Below are 16,254 nucleotides of genomic sequence, written 5' to 3' on the forward strand. Positions count from 1 at the left end.
AATGCAGGGAAGCGTCAGAAGGGAAGTTTCAGGCCGCCCCGCGGACTGACCTTAAAGTCCCGGCGACAGGCCGGGACGGTGAACGCGACGGCGCAGCCGGCTGCAGCCGTTGACCCTGGACATCAGCCCGAAACCGCTCGCGGCCGAAACCCGCAGGGGTTCGGTGGCGCTTGGCGGCTTTGCCGCTTAGCGACATAGGGCTCGACGACCCGGCTTGCCGGGGGCCGAAGGGGGCCCCGGCTTTTGCTTTTGCTTTTGCTTTTGCTGTTGCTGTTGCTGTTGCTGTTAATGCGGCTTTACCGGCGGCAGGCTGAAACAGCTGAACAGAGAACTGACGACTCTGAATCCATTAAACGCGTGAAGGGTATCAGCGGCCAGGCGGGGATGGCCTGTGCGCCAGCACCGGCTTTTCCCGGCCCGCAGGGTGTCGGTGTTGCTGTTCAGATGCTGGCTGAAAATCCAAAAAAAACGCGCCAGGTGGCGCGGTCTGCAGGTATCAGTTGCCGGGATTATTTGCCCGGTCGTTCCTCTGCAGGAGCGGCCAGCACGCCCGGGGGCAGGTGTACGCCTGAAACGTCTGTATTGGCACGCGCCTTGTGCAGATCGCAGGCGGCCTGCATGGATAACCAGAGACGCGCCGCAATACCCAGCCCCGCCTCCAGCCGCACCGCCATTTCCGGACTGACAGAAGCCTTACCGCTGGCGACTTTGCTCAGCGCCGAAGCGGACACGCCCAGCTCTTTCGCCAGCACGCGCAGGCCAATATTATTGTCTTCAATATACTCGGTGATCAGGCCGCCCGGATGCGGGGGATTAAACATGCCCATCAGTGGTAATCCTCCAGATTAAGAATATAAGCATCACCGTCCGTGAATTCGAAAGTGATGCGCCAGTTAGCCCTGACTGTGATGGAAAAATGTTTTTCCTGTCGCCCTTCAGGATATATCCAGAATCGATAATCTTATTCTTCAACTGCAGGCTACGTTTAAGTTCTACGTTGTTTAGCGCGGATCGATAAGATCAACCACCAGCGACAATATCTCATCCATAACGTATGGCTCAACCGTAGCGGCATAACTTGCTCTGCGCGCCGTCAGGTCAAGCGAGCGCAGCTGATAGCACAGCACTACGCCGGTCACTTTACCGGTGTCCGTGCTGTTGCCATCCAGATATACGGTCACACCCTGCGAGCGTGACGCGCCGCCGCCGCTTGTGACCGGCACGCAAACCGCAGTTCCCAGTGCCGCCACCAGCTCGCGCTGCGAGATTACTAAGTAGTAATGCGGTCCCTTAAACTCACGGCCTTCCACCGGATCGCCGTTTACGTGCCAGATTTCGCCCTTCTGCGGCACCCTCCTTGAAACCATCAGATTTGCTCCCTGCCCTGCGGCGCGTCATTCAAGCCGTCAGATATTTCTTCGTTATAGCCATGAATTTCCTGCTGATCAATACCGGCCAGCAGCTGTGCCAGTGTGCGGCGACCACGCGGTACACGCGCTACCGGCACAATATTTACGGTCTCGCCCTCAGCGGTCACGTCCAGCTCGATGCCTACCGTCCAGCCCGCTCTTGCTGCAATGTCGCTCGGGATGGTCAGCACGACGGCCCCGCCCTGCTGACGAAGTCTTGTTGATGCCATATGCCCTCCGGTGTGTGACTTAGTAACACATAGACTACCACAGGGTAACACTAAGTCACACTACATTGTTTATTTTATCAACGAATAATTCCCACGGAACATTCATAGCTGACGATCTGCTGCACACGATCTCCCGGTTTAAGAAGCCATGCATGCGATGTATCTCTAATGCAGCGTCAGTTCTTAGCCCCATAGAGAGTTTCGTCACTCCGGCAGCAGTAGCACCAGTACCTGTGAGGTCCGGATCATACCGTGTGCTCCCCGTCCGAATCGCGGCGGCAAGCTCACCGGCACCTGTGAAGCCCGCCCGCGTGTACACTGCGATTTTTTCAAGTATCACCTGCAGCGCCGCTCGTTAGAGGCGATCGCTGACGTACAGGCGCAGGAGGCAGCGGATTCGTGTGTCTGCGACGATTGCACACCATATAAGCGAGCAGCATGACGGGCTGGCCAGCCCGCCTTCGCGCGGGTCTGCCGCAGTTATACCGCATATGCCCCGCCTCACTCGGCCCGCATTTCACAGTCCATGCGCCAGCTGTCAGACAACAGCAGCGCATTAAGTACGGCTGCGCTAATACGCTGACGGTATATTTCGCCGCGGTCACGGTAGGCTTCAAAATCGCAGCCGGTTAACGCAGGTTCTGAGTGTAAATTTTTCTTCTCAGGTAATAGTATTCAGCTCTGTCTCTGGTCACGAATCCGGCCCGTCTATCGGGCCGGTGCGGCATTCTGCTGGGGCAGCCAGGTCATCGCAACGGTTTAACTGTCAATATGTCCCAGTTGTGCCAGTGAGACAGTCTCGTTGCCTGCAACAATGATATGGTCAATCAGTCTCACAGCGACCAGCTCAAGTGCCTTTTTCAAACGCCCTGTGATTGCAATGTCAGCCCGGGAAGGCTCTTTCAAAAATGAGGGGTGATTATGGCTCACGATTATCGCCGCCGCGTTCAGCTGCAGCGCCCTGCATACCAAAACCCGGGGGTGCACTTCGACGCTTGAAACAGACCCCTGAAACATCTCCTCGTAAGCAAGCAACTGATGCTGGTTATTCAGAAAGGCAACTGCAAAAATTTCCCGATCGCGGCCGGCAAGTTTTGCTCTGAAAAATTCTTCTGAAACCGCCGCTGATGCAAAAAAGGTCCCGGTGGGATAGCGATGCTCGATGGCGCGTGCGGCTTCTTCCAGGATCTGACTCTCAGTGGCCATCACGTAATTCCCCTGCGCATCACGAATCTGCAGACGAGTGAAAAAACTAACGTTATCACTCAGTGTTTCCACCCAATCAGCTATAGATTCATAGGCGGTATCGATGATGTTTTGATCATCATGGCTGGTCATTATTTCGGTCAGCGCGCAATCGGTAATCACATCCGGGGTGACGTTTACGAGGGTATTTTGCATGGCATAGCTCCTTAAATCCGGCTGAGTAGTGCAGCGCGTGCTGCGGAACCGACAAAGGCCTTCTCTGACGCGGGTTTTCTCTTTCCGGTCTGGCCTTTCGCGGCAGGGGCAAAGGAGCAACGACGAAGTGAAGGCATAAAGGGGCGACGACAAAAAGTTTTTGACGCCCCGGCAAAAAGTTTTTGGCGGCGTACATTTCACCCCTTTCTGCCTGAGCCGGCGGTGCTACGACCAGCCCTCCGCGCAAGGGCTGGCCGGAATGCAGGGAAGCGTCAGAAGGGAAGTTTCAGGCCGCCCCGCGGACTAACCTCAGAGTCCCGGCGACAGGCCGGGACGGTGAACGCGACGGCGCAGCCGGCAGCAGCCGTTGACCCTGGACATCAGCCCGAAACCGCTCGCGGCCGAAACCCGCAGGGGTTCGGTGGCGCTTGGCGGCTTTGCCGCTTAGCGACATAGGGCTCGACGACACGGCTTGCCGGGGAGCCGAAGGGGGCCCCGGCTTTTGCTGTTGCTGTTGCTGTTGCTGTTGCTGTTGCTGTTAATTAGCCGTGACCTTAAGGGCTCTTAAATATAACAACTCTTGCTGCGAAGAAATAAAAACTTTAAGGTCTGGTGAATATCAGACATCTGCACAAAAGACTTTATGGTTTTTAGCGGAAAACTTAAAAGACTCTGAGTTCAGGGAGTCAGAGTTTTATTATTTCAGTAGGCTTAGGCTTTCTGTAATTTTCACGACAGAAGATCACACTTACTTGCGATCCCAGGAAGCCAGATAAATAATATAAACATCAACAACATAAAACCACACCCGCTAATCTCAGGCGTCCTGATGTGTCACCTCGCAAATCATCTCGTCCCCTTGCATCCACGTAGTCAGCATTTCACCGGACAGCAGTTTTTGTGTGATTATTGCGCCTTCCTCGTACATTTTCATAAAATCATCAATATAAAAAGTGACGCCATTAAATTCTGCGAAAGGCGGGCACTTTTCATCCATGGCATATTTATTAGCTTTCATCAGATATCCTTTAATTAATTTCAGCCGCGCATCCTGACTGATTATATATATAAATTCAAGATGGTTTTATTATTTGCTTAACCTGTGTTGTCTGTCCTGATACCGGCGCGGCCACCGCTGGCGTCAGCCAGGGGTGGCCATGGGGTTTACGCGCGCTCAGACGGGTCCGCTGCCGGATGTGAAATCCCCTTCATCCGACAGCCCACATTGTAAGTCTGTCCCCGCCTGCTATCACTACTCAGCACATTCCAGGCCCGTCACGTTTATCTGGCCAGCGCTGCCATGATCGTTATCATTGCCTCATTTTCAACTGGCCAGTGACGGGCGACTCCACCCGGCCCGGCCTGAGCGTGTTTTAAGCGCATAAAATCTTCTGCCACATTCAGCACCGCCGCCAGCGCTCCGGCAGGTACACTTACTTCGCGCATTTCCTCCCCTTCTTCTTCACGCAGGTTGACCAGCATGTCCCTGACCGCATCCCGGCCAATACCGTACCGGCGGTGATCTTCGTCGGCAATAAACGACAGTATCCGGACGGCCTCTCTTTCCGTGATATCCATACACTCTGCAGCATTCATCACGTCATCCTTCGTCCAGATCAATACTGAAACCGGGTTTTGTTCATCAAACAACTCCGTCAGGCGCGTGCTGATCTCTTTTACAGTTCCGTGCATCATGTTTTTTTCCTCAGTGGGGCGGCAACGCCGCCCGCGTAGTTAATCAGTCCAGCGCGCGGAAAATCGCGTCTGCTTCGTGATGTTCACCGGCGTACTTCATCAGCTGCCGGTGGCGTTCGCAGTAGTGTGCACAGAGTTCTTCTTCATCGTGTCGGTCATACATCCAGCTCCGGTGATTGAGAACCAGCGCGGTGACGATGATCCCCGCCGCCTCCGCGCTTACGTCCAGTTCGCTGTAATTGCCCGGATTTGAAAAGTGCCAGTACGCCTCCCCTTCCGGCTTCATAAAGCCGCCGCCGCCGGGCAGATGCGCGAACTCCCATACGCCGCCGTCATAGTCGCTGAGAAAGCGATCGGCATACTGGTATATGTTGAGTTCGGCGCGTATGAAATGGCCGGCAAAAAGCATCGGCAGAAAGCGCATTTTCACGTAACCGTCCAGGATTTGCGCCGGCTGGGGCGCGTGCAGTGCTGTGTTCATCAGAAACCTCCGCAGTCAGAGTGGATAACCGTTCCGGCCTGTGCCGTGACTGAATGACAGCCCGGCGAAAAGCGGAGTGTTCAGGAGCAACGCCGCAGGCCGCAGCGCAAGCGAGCGGGAGGCGGGATAACGGACGGCGGCGACGCGAAGCATGAGCGGAGGCGCGACGGGAGTGAGCCCGCCGGAGCGAGTGCGAACGGGCGAGGACGGCGAGCGAAGCGATCTCTTGAACACGCAGCGGCCGGGCTAAAGTGAAGTCACGGCACCGGCCGCAGACCGCACGTTTTTCCTCCCCCGCCGCAGGCGGCATGAAAGCGGCGCGCAGCAACGTCCTTTTCCTCTCAGTCCTGTCCACAGCCGGCGTGCATATCGGCGCCGGAACCCTGTGGATAAACGAAGCCCCGCCACGTGCCGGCAGGGCTTTTACAATATGATTATTTTTTAACCCGCCTAGCGATAGTGCTTCCGGATTTGCGCCGCACGCCGGTAGAGTTCCACTAAGTCATTGTCGATTTCCTCAATGAGTAAGCCGGTCATTCTCTGCTCAAGGCTGGCACCGTGCCAGAGGTGGCGCGCTGTCATGTCGCGCAGCCGCAGATGAAACTCATACAGCGATTCTTCCAGGTCTGCCACGTCGTCGGCCAGCGCATTTACAGGGGTTTGCGTATTCATGTTTTTCTTCTCCGTAATGATCAGGCGGCGCGCGCGCTGCGCTGGGCGTAAATGCGGCGCAGGCCGGCGGCGTGGTACTGCTCCAGCAGCTCGATACCGATCCAGCGGCGCCCGCATTCCTGGGCGGCCACGCAGGTCGAACCGCTGCCGGCGAACGGATCCAGCACAATGGCGCCCGGCTGCGTAAAGGTTTTAATCAGCGGCCGCAGGATGCTGAGCGGCTTCTCGGTCGGGTGGTGGCGGTTGCCGGTGTATTCCCATGGCATCACGTCCGGCAGCGGTTTTGCCGGCAGCGGCGGGCGCCCTTTCGCCAGCAGGTAGGCACTTTCATGCTGATAGCCGACAAAGGCCGACTTTGAGGCGTAGGGCTTGGTGAAAACCAGGTGACCGACAACGCGAAAACCCGCTTCCTTCCAGGCCTGCATGAACGTGTCCACGCGGTTCCAGCCGTAGAAACTGACCGCCAGGCTGTTATCTTTCAGCACCCGGTACATTTCCCGGCTCGCCGGCAACACCCAGTCGCTGTTTACGTCATTCGCAATGGTGCGCCCGGACCGGTCTTTAAAGCCGACCAGGTACGGCGGATCGGTGAGAATGAAATCAATGCTTTTGTCCGGAAAGCCGCCCATAACCTGTACGCTGTCGCCATGCATGAATCGTGACATTGCTGTGCTCCTTTGGATGAAGGGGGCACCCCTCTGGTGCCGTGACCTCCACAAAGCCGGGCGACCAGCTGAGCAAACAGGGGCGGACGCGCAAGCCGCACGCGCCGCCGGAGCGGACTGAATGTCCCGCGCACGGCGGGGAACGGGTGAGCAGTTGTGTTTGATGTCAACCTGGAAGGATGTTTTAAAGACGTCAGTGGTTACAGGTGATGAGCGTCCACTAAGAGCGAAAGGCGGACGTTACCTCTCGCACAAAGCTGAACGAACAAGATATTATGCAAGTTAAAACCCACTTAAACCGCTGATTACGGCTGTCGCCCCTGACTGCGGTCATTATCTCTGTGAATCAGTCCCCTCTGTACCACCGGATTTCGCCGCGCTGTCAAAGTGCCGATGCGCTTCTTCGATAGCTGAGCGGTTGTCGTTAGCCCAGTTTACAAGTGCCATTACAGGCTCTAACAGAGTCCGTCCAAGTACCGTGAGTTCATAATCAACACGCGGAGGAATAGTCGGATAGACAGTCCGGCTGATTAATCCATCCCGCTCCATACCTTTCAGGGTGAGCGTCAGCATTCGCTGAGATATGCCGTTGATGCTTCGCTTCAATGCGTTGAAGCGCAGCCTGCCCCTTGCCAGAGAGGCAATGATATAGAGACTCCACTTGTCGCCAACCCGGTTCAGTATTTCACGGGTGGCCTGACAGCCTTCCGCTTCAGGTGCCGGTAGTGCTCCGGGAAAATCGGTGTTACTCGGTGACATAGGTGTGCCTTCTTGTGAAGTTTATGCAGGGATCTTAGTATCCCGGTACAGAATGATAACCAGGCATAAAAATGTTCTCTGGTAACTGATTTATACCTTAAACGGAGCCACCATGCTTTCTTTCCTGCAGATGACTTACATCCTGAGCGAGGCTGAGAGGCTGTTTGTACACTTATCCTCTGAAACTGAATTTGAACAGCGGGCTCAGTGTAATAACTCACCAACCTGGTCTGGCTTTTTCGTCAGTCAGCCACCGCATATTTGCCAAAACCTGCTGCCTGACAGCGGAGGTGAATCACATGAGCACATGGACTTTTAACAGTATTCCGGTCCAGACCGGCCGTACAGTCATCGTCACTGGTGCAAACACCGGTATCGGCTTTGAAACGGCCCGCATGTTTGCCCTGCGAGGCGCGAAGGTTGTGCTTGCATGCCGTGACCTCAGTAAAGGTGAAGGCGCACGCAGGCGAATCATTGAGGAGAGGCCTTCAGTGGTGCCGTCTGTTGAGGTTCTGGATCTTGCCGACCTTGATTCCATCGCGGCCTTTTCAGAACGGTTCACAGCAGCGCATGACAGGATTGATCTGCTCATCAACAACGCAGGCGTCATGCTTTCGCCTCTTGCTCGAACAAGGCAGGGCTTTGAGCTTCAGCTCGGTACGAATCACCTCGGCCATGCGGCGCTTACGCAACGCCTTTTGCCGCTTGTACTCCGCACTCCTCATTCGCGAATCGTCATTGTTTCAAGCCTGGCGCATCACGGCGGTCATATTGCATTCGACGACCTGAACTGGAATGAACGTCCCTATAACGCCCTGAAAGCTTACCAGCAAAGCAAGCTCGCGAACCTCATCTTCGCCCTGGAGCTTCAGCGACGTCTGGCTGCATCAGGTTGCGGAGTCCGGGTGACGGCAGCCCATCCGGGGTGGACGAAAAGCGAGCTGCAACGCCATCTGCTACCGCACCAGCGCTTTATGGCAGGCGTGCTCAATCCACTTCTTCAGCTACGTACGCCTGATGGGGCACTTAACACAATGCGTGCAGCGACGGATCCGGATGCGCCCCCGGGCAGCTACTGGGGACCGGGGCGTTTTTTTGAGTACAAAGGTCCTCCGGCACGTGCACGTATCAGTGAACGCGCGCAGAACGAAGAAGTCGCCAGGCGTCTGTGGGCTGAAACTGAAAAGCTTACCGGTCTTGAATTCAGTCTGTTCTCCGGAAATTCGGTTTCCTGATCAGGATCTGCGCCCCGGCCCAAAGAGTACAGAACATCTGCTTACAAGGAATAAATATGAAACTTTCTCTGTTTGGTGCGACCGGTGTGACCGGGAAATACATCATCGAAGAAGCCCTCCGGCAGGGGTACACTTTGTCGGTTTATACGCGTGATGCGGGCAAGCTTGAAGCATTCGCGGGAAAAGTTGAAGTCGTCGTGGGTGACCTGCAGGATCGAGAGGCAATTAAAAAGTGCGTTTACGGTGCAGATGCAGTCATCAGCGCACTGGGCCCCAACAGCCTGAAGGTAAAGGGTGACAGACCGGTCATGCATGGTCTTTCCAACATCATCTCCGCGATGAAACAAGCGGGTGTGCGTCGGCTTATCCAGATATCCACAGCCGCATACCGCGATCCCCGGGACGGTTTCGCTTTCAGGACTCATGCGTTTGTGTTGCTGTTCAGGGTGATCGTGCCTAAGGCTTATGAGGACATTAGGGCGACGGGTGAGCTCATCGCCCGGTCAGGTCTCGACTGGACCCTGGTAAGAATTCCGAACCTTCAGAACGGCCCCGCAGACGGTAAGACTGATGTGGGCTGGTACAGACAGACCAGGTTGAGCATGAAGCTGTCCAGAGGCAACCTCGCCAGGTTTCTTGTGAACCAGGTTACGGACAGGACGTTCGTATGTGCCGCACCGGGTATCGCTAATCATTAAAGAGGGGACGCGGGATAATGTTGCAAATTGACCTCTATACCGGAATTACGTGCCCCTGGTGTTTTGTAGGTCAGCACCGGCTGGACAAGGTTCTCAAGGAACGCTTCCCCGGTGTGGCCCCAGATATTCATCATCATCCCCTTCTTCTGATGCAAGACGCGCCGGAGGCAGGAGTATTTATTCCCGAGCTGCTGCGTATGAGATATGGCATTACAGAGCCGGGGTGGTGTTTGCCCGGCCTGAAGCGGAGGCCCGCGCATCAGGTTTCGAACTTAACCTTGATCGCCAGCTCTACGCTTATCCAATACAGGCGGCTAACGCTGTTATCATGGATGCCGGGTAATACGGCACGCAGCACCAGCTCGCGATGACCATCACTGAAGCATATTTTCTGGTAGCAGTAAACATTGCAGATGCCGATTTGCTGGCAGATGTTGCTGCAGTTTGGGGATTCAGCAGAGATGAGGCCCGTGCCATTACCCTCCATGCTATTCAGCTCAGGAGGGTTGAGCAGGAAACAGCAGATTCTGTGACGGCAGGTGTGCGATCGGTTCCGCATTTTATTTTCCTGAACCGTCTCGCAGTCAATGGGGGACGTAGCGAAGAAGAAATTGCGGCGGCCATCAGTAGTGTGCTGCACCCATACCGTTAATGATGCTGGTAACGTCCGCTCATGGCACGGAGCGGACTGACGGAATAACCGTTGTCCGCATCCAGCAAAAGGCACACCGGGGCTTTTGATACTTCCGGGGCTCATGATCCCTGTCCGGGAGCCTTAAATTCCACCTCAGACTGAAATGTATCGTCATAGTGCTGACGGGATTCTGCGATGGCTGACCGGTTATTGTTTGCCCAGTTCACAAGCGCCATTACAGGCTCTGACAGTGACCGGCCCAGGTCAGTGAGTTCGTAATCAACACGTGGCGGGATGATCGGATAGACAGTCCGGCTGATTAGGCCATCCCGCTCAAGACCTCTCAGGGTCAGCGTCAGCATCCGCTGGGAAATACCGTCAATGCTGCGCCTTAGCTGATTAAAGCGCTGCTTTCCATTTGCCAGAGACGCGATGATGTAGAGACTCCACTTGTCGCCAATCCGGTTCAGTATTTCACGGGTGGCCTTGCAGCCTTCGGTTTCAGGGGCCGGCAGTACTGCAGGAACCCCAGTGTGACTCAGTAACATAGTTGTGCCTTCTTGTTAAGCGCTGGCAGGCATTCTAGTATCGGCGGTACCGGTTAGTAACCAGGGATAAAAATGTGCCCTGATTATTAATTTTATACCCTAAACGGAGCGACTATGTGTAATATTCTGCTGATTACTTCCAGTCCACGTGGCTCTGAGAGCCTGTCTACCCGCTTTGCCACTCAAATTGCCCGTGGGCTGAAGGCTCAACGAGGCGGTTCACTGACTGTTCGAGACCTTGTCGCCAGTCCGCCCCCGCATATCACACAGGACTACACTGAAGGCCGCACTAAATCTCCTGACTCGCGCACACCTGCACAGAATACTGCCGTTGAACGAGCAGGGGAGCTGGTTGATGAATTATGCGCGGCCGACATCATAGTCATTGGTTCAGGAATGATGAATTTCGGCCCTTCTTCACAGCTCAAGGCCTGGATTGACAATATCACATGGCCGGGGCTCACCTTCAGCTATGCCACAGGAGCGCCCCAGGGCCTGCTTACGGGCAGGAAGCTTTATCTGGTCACCGCAGCAGGGGGGGTGTTTTCACAGGGGGATTATGCCGCTTTCGACTTCCAGACCCGCTATCTCCTGCACATACTTGGCTTTATCGGACTGACTGACGCTGAGCTTGTGCGGATAGAAGGTACCGTACTCGGCGCGGAATCTGCACAGGCCGCTGTCGCCAGTGCCGAGGCAGCTGTTGAGTCATTGTTAGCCCGCGCAGCGCAGAGTTATGGCTCTTTTCGAAACCATCCAGTCCTGTAACGGGCTGAATAAGGGAGAAGTCTTACATGCTGAAGATTGACCTCTATACCGACATCATATGTCCCTGGTGCATTGTCGGTCAGTACAGACTCGATAAGGTTCTTAAAGAACGCTTTCCGGGCCTTCAGGCTGATATTCACCATCACCCTGTTCTGCTGATGCCCGGCATCCCCGCAGAGGGGGTATTAATCGCTGATTTACTTCCTGAACGATACGGCGTGCATAACCCTGAAGCCGCGTTTTCCCGTGTTGAACGGGAGGCCCGCCTGTCAGGGCTGGCGCTCAACCTGAAAGGTCAGCCCCGGGCTTATCCGACGCAGGCAGCCCATGCGCTCATTTTGGCCGCTCGCTCACGGGGCACGCAACACCCGCTTGCGGTTGCAATTACGGAAGCCTATTTTCTGAAAGCCATGAACATTGGCAGTACCGAAGTGCTTGCAGACATCGCCACGTCATATGGTTTTGAGCGTTCTGAGGCGCTGGCTGTTGCTGAAGAGCCGGCCTGGCACGCCAGGGTTGACCAGGCGGTGGCAAACGCGTTTTCAGCAGGCGTGCAGTCAGTTCCGCACTTCGTTTTCAACGCTCGCGTCGCGTTCAGCGGAGGCCGCAGCGAAGACGAGATAACAGGGGCTGTCGAAAACGCTCTGCTGTGCGCTGAATAGAGCAAAGGCAAACCAGACAGGTACGCTTCCTGCATAAGACTGACGTGAACGGGAAGGTTCCGGCGGCCGGACGGCGCGGTTGCAGAACAACGTTCATGGGAAGGTTTAATGCACCGTCCGACACACTTAACAAGCATGTCGCGTGCCTTTTGAACGCACAACCCATGGAAAGTCTTATAATAACCAGTACCTTAAAATAACTGATATTTTGCCAGTCTTGCATCAGCCTGTGCTGCGGCCAGAAGCGTCTGGCCACCTTGTTTTAAACGGCCAGCGAAACCAGACCGTGGCCCAATGCTTACCGGGCGCACTTTACAGCATCCAGCACACAGTAAATGGACAATCAGTAACGGAATTTATCCCAAAGCGTCGCAATTTGCGGGTCCGTGAGGGTTCCCATCTGGCTGTTGGTATCGAACACCATCATCCTGTTCTCGTTGTCTGAATAATGCGCCCACCCCGGATTGCCATACCTGGCAAAGGCGACCCAGGCATCGTTCATACTGGCAGACAGAGCCTGGGGCGGATTGACGCCGACAAAGTTTTCAGCTTCTTTTGTGTGAATCGTTCCGAACGTAAAGGGCACATCCACAAAATGTGCGGCACCCAGATGACCGTTGTAGGCGGGTGAACGCCAGGAAAAATTATAAAACCACGTGTCCTGATGGCGGCTCAGCAGCCGGGCGATGTTCAGCGCGGGCATTCTGAACGTGTAGTCCGACATAATCTGGGCGTAAACGTCACCCGGACTTTCCGCACTGATACTGTTTTTTGCATAAACCTGCTGAGCCCCCTCGGGGAGACCCAGCTCATCAGTGACCGTTTTCACATCTTCATCAGTGATTTTTTTTAACGCGCCGCCGGGAACCAGATACAGTCTGGACTCACTGTCGGTGCTGCCCACAATAACAGGGACGCGGTTACTGTCATTCATCGCCAAATCCTCCATGGGGCTTTTGACGATGATTTTACCGTCAGCAACCGGCAAAAATGCCGTGCCGCCAAGCGAAAGTCTTCCCCACTGAGAGGCATCTTTTATTTGCTCACCGACTCTCAGTACGTTCTGAACCAGCGCCTCAAACGGTACCCTGGCCATGGCTTCGGGGTCCGCAGGCAACCCCAGATTGTTGGCAAATTGCCGGGTGATCCGGGTCGCATCAGACGGGCTGACCCACTGCACCGGCGGACTCTGCATAATAGCCCGCTGATACAGGCCTCTGGTCGCCGGATTGCCTAAATGAATCGCAACGCTTCCCGCGCCCGCGGATTGTCCGAAGAGCGTGACTCTGCCCGGATCGCCTCCGAAATTTGCGATATTACGCTGAACCCATTTAAGCGCAGCAATCTGGTCTGCAATGCCCCGGTTGTCCGGACGTCGGGCAAAATGCATAAAGCCATCCACACCCACCCTGTAGTTTACTGTGACGACTACCACCCCTTTTTCAGCAAACACGCTCCCGTCATAAACAGACTCCGTGGCGTCTTCACGGATCCAGGCCCCGCCGGGAATCCACACCATAACGGGCAATTTCCCTTCAGCGTTGCCGGGACGCCATATATTCAGGGTCAGGTCGCCGGCATGACCGACCAGCCGCTGTGCCTGGCTCCTCCCCGGTTGGGGCACGGGCGAATCAGAGACCGTCGCTTTGATACCCGACCAAGGCTGCACGGGCTGAGGATTCTGAAACCGTCGCTCAGGAGTAAAGGGGTTGGCCGCATAGGGGATCCCTTTATAAACGCTTATCCCCTCACCGGTGCGGTATCCCTGAACCTTACCCGCCTCCGTGTCGACAACGGGAACAGGAGAGCCGGCAAAAGACAATGAACTTGCGACAATCAGTGCACTGCCAAGAATATATTTCATTCGTCTTCCTTCTAATAACTGCCCGTTGAAATGCCGGTTCCGCCTTATGCCGGATGAGGGGGCCAAAGACAACCGCTTACTGGCGGACCGGCGGCTCATTTCTCCCCCGGAAAACTGCCGTCCTCATCAGATGAGGACGGTCCCGAAACGGTTTTACGCATCAGGCTGAGTGGCCCGTCTCTGATCTGACGTCTGGCCGCATCCGCTGAACACTAAGATGGCTGCTTTTGCTGTTCCGGATACGGTATTGAAATTGCAAGTTGCACTATTCCAGCGCGGCCAGCGCTGCGCTGATGCTGTCTTCCCCTCCGTACAGGGCGTGACCGCTGATAACGTGTTCATTACCGTAAATGGTTGCCAGCAAAAGGGGAACGCCTCTCATACCTCTCTCGCTCATGAGCTGCTTCACCCCGGCAATGCGCTGTTCAGTCTGGCTTTTAAGCACGGTATCATTTTCAGGCAGGCTGGCCAGATCATCCATGCCGCCCTCCGCGCCATACTCTTTCGCCCAGGTCGTGCTGATATCGGCTACCACGTCGCAGCGGGAAGTATCGCGCCCCTGTACGTAGCGGGCGTGCTGCAGTACGTGGAGCAGGCCCGCTTCAGCAACGGCACCGGTGTGCTGAAATGCGGTCAGCGCGCGGCTCATAAAGACTGAATCGAAGCGGGCACCGGACAGCAGAAGCTGATGATAGCGCTCGCTGAACGGCTGACCGGTGAGTGTTGTAATGCGCTGATCGTTTGCCCACGCGTGTTCAGCCCACTGCGCCGTAATCTGCCGTGCACCTTCACCAGAGAAAAGGCCACTGGGCATTAATTCAAGCCGGTCACCGTGGTGCCGGGCCAGATACTGCAGGGCGGGCGCGCTGGCATAACACCAGCCGCAAAGCGGATCAAAAATATACTGCAGCCTGTCGATATGCACGATGCGTCCTCCTTTAATCAGTTGTGATCATCATAATTAGATTTCGCACCATGAAAAACAGGCATACAGTAAACACATTGTTGCATGAGGTGAACGAATGGACAGAACCGTTGACCTGGCCGAGGACGGAATCGATCTGGCTATCAGGACGTCAAGCTCACTTGCCCCGAACCTTTATGCCCGTAACCTCGGACACTGCTCTTCCGTACTCTGCGCCAGCCGCGCGTATCTGGACAATCACGGCACACCACGCAGCCTGAGCGACCTGAAAAACCACAACTGTCTGACGTATACCTACTTCGGCCAGAGCACGTGGCGGTTCCATAAAGAGAGCGACATTGTGAGTCTCCCGGTAACGGGAAGCATCAGCACCAATGAGGCGGCGATCCTGTTTAAGGCGACGAAGATGGGAGCCGGCATAGCCATACTGCCCCTGTATGCTGCAGAGCAGGAGCTTGCGGCGGGAGGGCTGGTCGCGCTGCTGCCGGAGTATGATCTCGACAGGCTGTCGGTGAGGCGATAACACGAGCAGCCTCATGGAAAAATGCAGAGCTTAATGCGCCTCAAAAACGTTTATATGGCGTTATCCTCGATGAAATAGGAACTCTTCCTAAGGTTAATCTTGGGCTGCCAATGCCGCAGGATATTCGGCTCCTCAGAGTGGCACAGGCGCTGTCAGATAACCCAGACGACGGTCGGAGACTGGAGGAATGGGCATACTGGGCGGGAGTGTCATCACGCACACTGACACGTCGATTCAGTGCTGAAACCGGTTTTAGCTTTAATGAATGGCGACAGCGCATCCGGTTACTCAAGGCTCTTGAACTTCTGGCTACGGGTAAGCAAGTGACGACAGTTGCACTGGAGCTTGGGTATGACAATGTGAGTGCCTTTATTGCGTTGTTTCGCAGGGTGTTTGGCACCACACCTGCGCGATTTAAAGTTTAAATATCTAAACCAGTAATTAATGTCCGCTTTTGGCACAAAGCGGACAGTTGGCGCTGCAGGTCCGCTATGAGCGAATAGCGGAAGTTTGAAGTGGCTCTCACCTCTGATGAAGGTATTACTTAGAATTGCGGTGTTAATCAATGTGGCGCAAGTCATATAACTGGAATGCTTCGCGGTGTCGCGTTAGCACGTTTTATCGCCGTCAGCCCAGCGCTTGATATCAATTATCTTTGGTGACCGGATTCCCGTGCTCAAGACGTTCTTGGTTGTATACAGGGAGACCTGTGCGTTGTCACCATGCCGACTTTCGATCTCAATTAACGTGTTATTTATCAACAATCCCTGTGAAAGGAACTTTTGATTAATCTCCCCTGCTTTGCGTTCACCATCAAATTCGCTCAGTACGATGACCGGATTTCCTGGATATGCCTCATATTCGAGGCACTGTCTTGCCATGTACCTTAGGGTTCGATAAGTATCAGATGAGCCTGTCTTGCTCACGAAACTGCCGTCAAAAGAGGATTGGCTGTTTTTTAGTTCACTGACCGTAATAGCGCACCCGCTTAGTGAGAGCGAAATTAACAGGCTTGCAAGAACAACGTATTTCACGTTTAACTCCATCATTCAGGTAACGGCCATTCGCCGGGGCGGATCAACGTT

24 protein-coding genes and 1 pseudogene are annotated in these 16,254 nt (G+C 55.0%); 8 read left to right on the plus strand and 17 right to left on the minus strand.

Annotation, left to right across the window (positions count from 1 at the left end):
- Window positions 1-509: 509 nt before the first annotated feature.
- From FT726_RS09350 to FT726_RS09400, 12 genes and pseudogenes are all read right to left on the minus strand, one after another.
- Complete coding sequence (locus FT726_RS09350) at window positions 510-827, minus strand: HigA family addiction module antitoxin (protein WP_346302697.1); 318 nt, start codon at window positions 825-827, stop codon at window positions 510-512.
- Window positions 827-916 (minus strand): annotated as a pseudogene (locus FT726_RS09355) (Killer protein); the annotation flags it as partial. The gene FT726_RS09350 and the pseudogene FT726_RS09355, both read right to left, overlap by 1 nt.
- Before the next feature lie 85 nt (window positions 917-1,001).
- Window positions 1,002-1,367: a type II toxin-antitoxin system PemK/MazF family toxin gene (locus tag FT726_RS09360; protein ID WP_346302698.1), complete on the minus strand. Its 366-nt coding sequence runs from the start codon at window positions 1,365-1,367 to the stop codon at window positions 1,002-1,004.
- Complete coding sequence (locus FT726_RS09365) at window positions 1,367-1,639, minus strand: antitoxin (RefSeq protein WP_346302699.1); 273 nt, start codon at window positions 1,637-1,639, stop codon at window positions 1,367-1,369. The genes FT726_RS09360 and FT726_RS09365 overlap by 1 nt, the downstream gene beginning before the upstream one ends.
- Before the next feature lie 501 nt (window positions 1,640-2,140).
- Window positions 2,141-2,314, minus strand: coding sequence for a conjugation system SOS inhibitor PsiB family protein (locus FT726_RS27630; protein ID WP_407075060.1), 174 nt, complete (start codon window positions 2,312-2,314; stop codon window positions 2,141-2,143).
- Window positions 2,315-2,398: 84 nt separating this feature from the next.
- Window positions 2,399-3,040 (minus strand): JAB domain-containing protein, encoded by a 642-nt coding sequence (locus FT726_RS09370; protein WP_407075059.1) that lies wholly within the window; start codon window positions 3,038-3,040, stop codon window positions 2,399-2,401.
- Between the two features lie 817 nt (window positions 3,041-3,857).
- The gene (locus FT726_RS09375) at window positions 3,858-4,058 is read right to left on the minus strand and encodes a hypothetical protein (protein ID WP_346302700.1); all 201 of its coding nucleotides are present in this window, start codon (window positions 4,056-4,058) and stop codon (window positions 3,858-3,860) included.
- 263 nt (window positions 4,059-4,321) lie between these two features.
- Window positions 4,322-4,735, minus strand: coding sequence for a hypothetical protein (locus FT726_RS09380; protein ID WP_346302701.1), 414 nt, complete (start codon window positions 4,733-4,735; stop codon window positions 4,322-4,324).
- A gap of 43 nt (window positions 4,736-4,778) precedes the next feature.
- The gene (locus FT726_RS09385; RefSeq protein ID WP_346302702.1) at window positions 4,779-5,216 is read right to left on the minus strand and encodes an antirestriction protein; all 438 of its coding nucleotides are present in this window, start codon (window positions 5,214-5,216) and stop codon (window positions 4,779-4,781) included.
- A 450-nt stretch (window positions 5,217-5,666) separates the two neighbouring features.
- Window positions 5,667-5,888, minus strand: coding sequence for a hypothetical protein (locus FT726_RS09390; RefSeq protein ID WP_346302703.1), 222 nt, complete (start codon window positions 5,886-5,888; stop codon window positions 5,667-5,669).
- Window positions 5,889-5,908: 20 nt separating this feature from the next.
- A complete protein-coding gene (locus tag FT726_RS09395) occupies window positions 5,909-6,553 on the minus strand; it encodes a DNA methyltransferase (protein ID WP_346302704.1) in 645 nt (214 codons plus the stop codon).
- 333 nt (window positions 6,554-6,886) lie between these two features.
- On the minus strand, window positions 6,887-7,312 hold the full coding sequence (locus FT726_RS09400; RefSeq protein ID WP_346302705.1) for a helix-turn-helix domain-containing protein: 426 nt from the start codon (window positions 7,310-7,312) through the stop codon (window positions 6,887-6,889).
- Between the two features lie 299 nt (window positions 7,313-7,611).
- Here FT726_RS09400 and FT726_RS09405 point away from each other — a divergent pair, with 299 nt between their 5' ends.
- Window positions 7,612-8,547, plus strand: a complete 936-nt coding sequence (locus FT726_RS09405; RefSeq protein ID WP_346302706.1) for an oxidoreductase — start codon at window positions 7,612-7,614, stop codon at window positions 8,545-8,547.
- A gap of 56 nt (window positions 8,548-8,603) precedes the next feature.
- The gene (locus tag FT726_RS09410) at window positions 8,604-9,245 is read left to right on the plus strand and encodes an SDR family oxidoreductase (protein WP_346302707.1); all 642 of its coding nucleotides are present in this window, start codon (window positions 8,604-8,606) and stop codon (window positions 9,243-9,245) included.
- Here the strand turns inward: FT726_RS09410 and FT726_RS09415 are convergent.
- Window positions 9,242-9,382, minus strand: a complete 141-nt coding sequence (locus tag FT726_RS09415) for a hypothetical protein (RefSeq protein ID WP_346302708.1) — start codon at window positions 9,380-9,382, stop codon at window positions 9,242-9,244. The genes FT726_RS09410 and FT726_RS09415 overlap by 4 nt on opposite strands.
- Between FT726_RS09415 and FT726_RS27635 the strand changes: the two genes are divergently transcribed.
- Window positions 9,326-9,616, plus strand: a complete 291-nt coding sequence (locus FT726_RS27635; RefSeq protein WP_407075061.1) for a hypothetical protein — start codon at window positions 9,326-9,328, stop codon at window positions 9,614-9,616. The genes FT726_RS09415 and FT726_RS27635 overlap by 57 nt on opposite strands.
- Window positions 9,613-9,897 carry a hypothetical protein gene (locus FT726_RS09420; RefSeq protein ID WP_346302709.1) on the plus strand — a complete coding sequence of 95 codons (285 nt, stop codon included), beginning with the start codon at window positions 9,613-9,615 and terminating at the stop codon, window positions 9,895-9,897. Before FT726_RS27635 ends, FT726_RS09420 begins: the two co-directional genes overlap by 4 nt.
- A 101-nt stretch (window positions 9,898-9,998) precedes the next feature.
- Here the strand turns inward: FT726_RS09420 and FT726_RS09425 are convergent, their stop codons facing one another.
- Entirely contained in the window at window positions 9,999-10,427 is a 429-nt protein-coding gene (locus FT726_RS09425) for a helix-turn-helix domain-containing protein (protein ID WP_346302710.1), read from the minus strand.
- A gap of 114 nt (window positions 10,428-10,541) precedes the next feature.
- Between FT726_RS09425 and FT726_RS09430 the strand changes: the two genes are divergently transcribed.
- On the plus strand, window positions 10,542-11,195 hold the full coding sequence (locus FT726_RS09430; protein ID WP_346302711.1) for an NAD(P)H-dependent oxidoreductase: 654 nt from the start codon (window positions 10,542-10,544) through the stop codon (window positions 11,193-11,195).
- Window positions 11,196-11,221: 26 nt separating this feature from the next.
- Entirely contained in the window at window positions 11,222-11,857 is a 636-nt protein-coding gene (locus tag FT726_RS09435; RefSeq protein ID WP_346302712.1) for a DsbA family protein, read from the plus strand.
- A 343-nt stretch (window positions 11,858-12,200) separates the two neighbouring features.
- Here FT726_RS09435 and FT726_RS09440 read toward each other — a convergent pair whose 3' ends face one another.
- Both FT726_RS09440 and FT726_RS09445 read right to left on the minus strand, forming a co-directional pair.
- Complete coding sequence (locus FT726_RS09440; RefSeq protein ID WP_346302713.1) at window positions 12,201-13,721, minus strand: carboxylesterase family protein; 1,521 nt, start codon at window positions 13,719-13,721, stop codon at window positions 12,201-12,203.
- A gap of 265 nt (window positions 13,722-13,986) precedes the next feature.
- Window positions 13,987-14,646: a protein-disulfide isomerase gene (locus FT726_RS09445; RefSeq protein WP_346302714.1), complete on the minus strand. Its 660-nt coding sequence runs from the start codon at window positions 14,644-14,646 to the stop codon at window positions 13,987-13,989.
- Between the two features lie 97 nt (window positions 14,647-14,743).
- Here FT726_RS09445 and FT726_RS09450 point away from each other — a divergent pair, with 97 nt between their 5' ends.
- Together FT726_RS09450 and FT726_RS09455 are read left to right on the plus strand one after the other, a co-directional pair.
- Window positions 14,744-15,169, plus strand: a complete 426-nt coding sequence (locus tag FT726_RS09450; RefSeq protein ID WP_346302715.1) for a substrate binding domain-containing protein — start codon at window positions 14,744-14,746, stop codon at window positions 15,167-15,169.
- Window positions 15,166-15,594: an AraC family transcriptional regulator gene (locus FT726_RS09455; protein WP_346302755.1), complete on the plus strand. Its 429-nt coding sequence runs from the start codon at window positions 15,166-15,168 to the stop codon at window positions 15,592-15,594. The genes FT726_RS09450 and FT726_RS09455 overlap by 4 nt, the downstream gene beginning before the upstream one ends.
- Window positions 15,595-15,777: 183 nt before the next feature.
- Here FT726_RS09455 and FT726_RS09460 read toward each other — a convergent pair whose 3' ends face one another.
- A complete protein-coding gene (locus FT726_RS09460) occupies window positions 15,778-16,215 on the minus strand; it encodes a hypothetical protein (RefSeq protein WP_407075062.1) in 438 nt (145 codons plus the stop codon).
- Between the last annotated feature and the right edge of the window lie 39 nt (window positions 16,216-16,254).

This window comes from Pantoea sp. Morm, assembly GCF_016643525.1.
GTDB lineage: Bacteria > Pseudomonadota > Gammaproteobacteria > Enterobacterales > Enterobacteriaceae > Pantoea > Pantoea dispersa.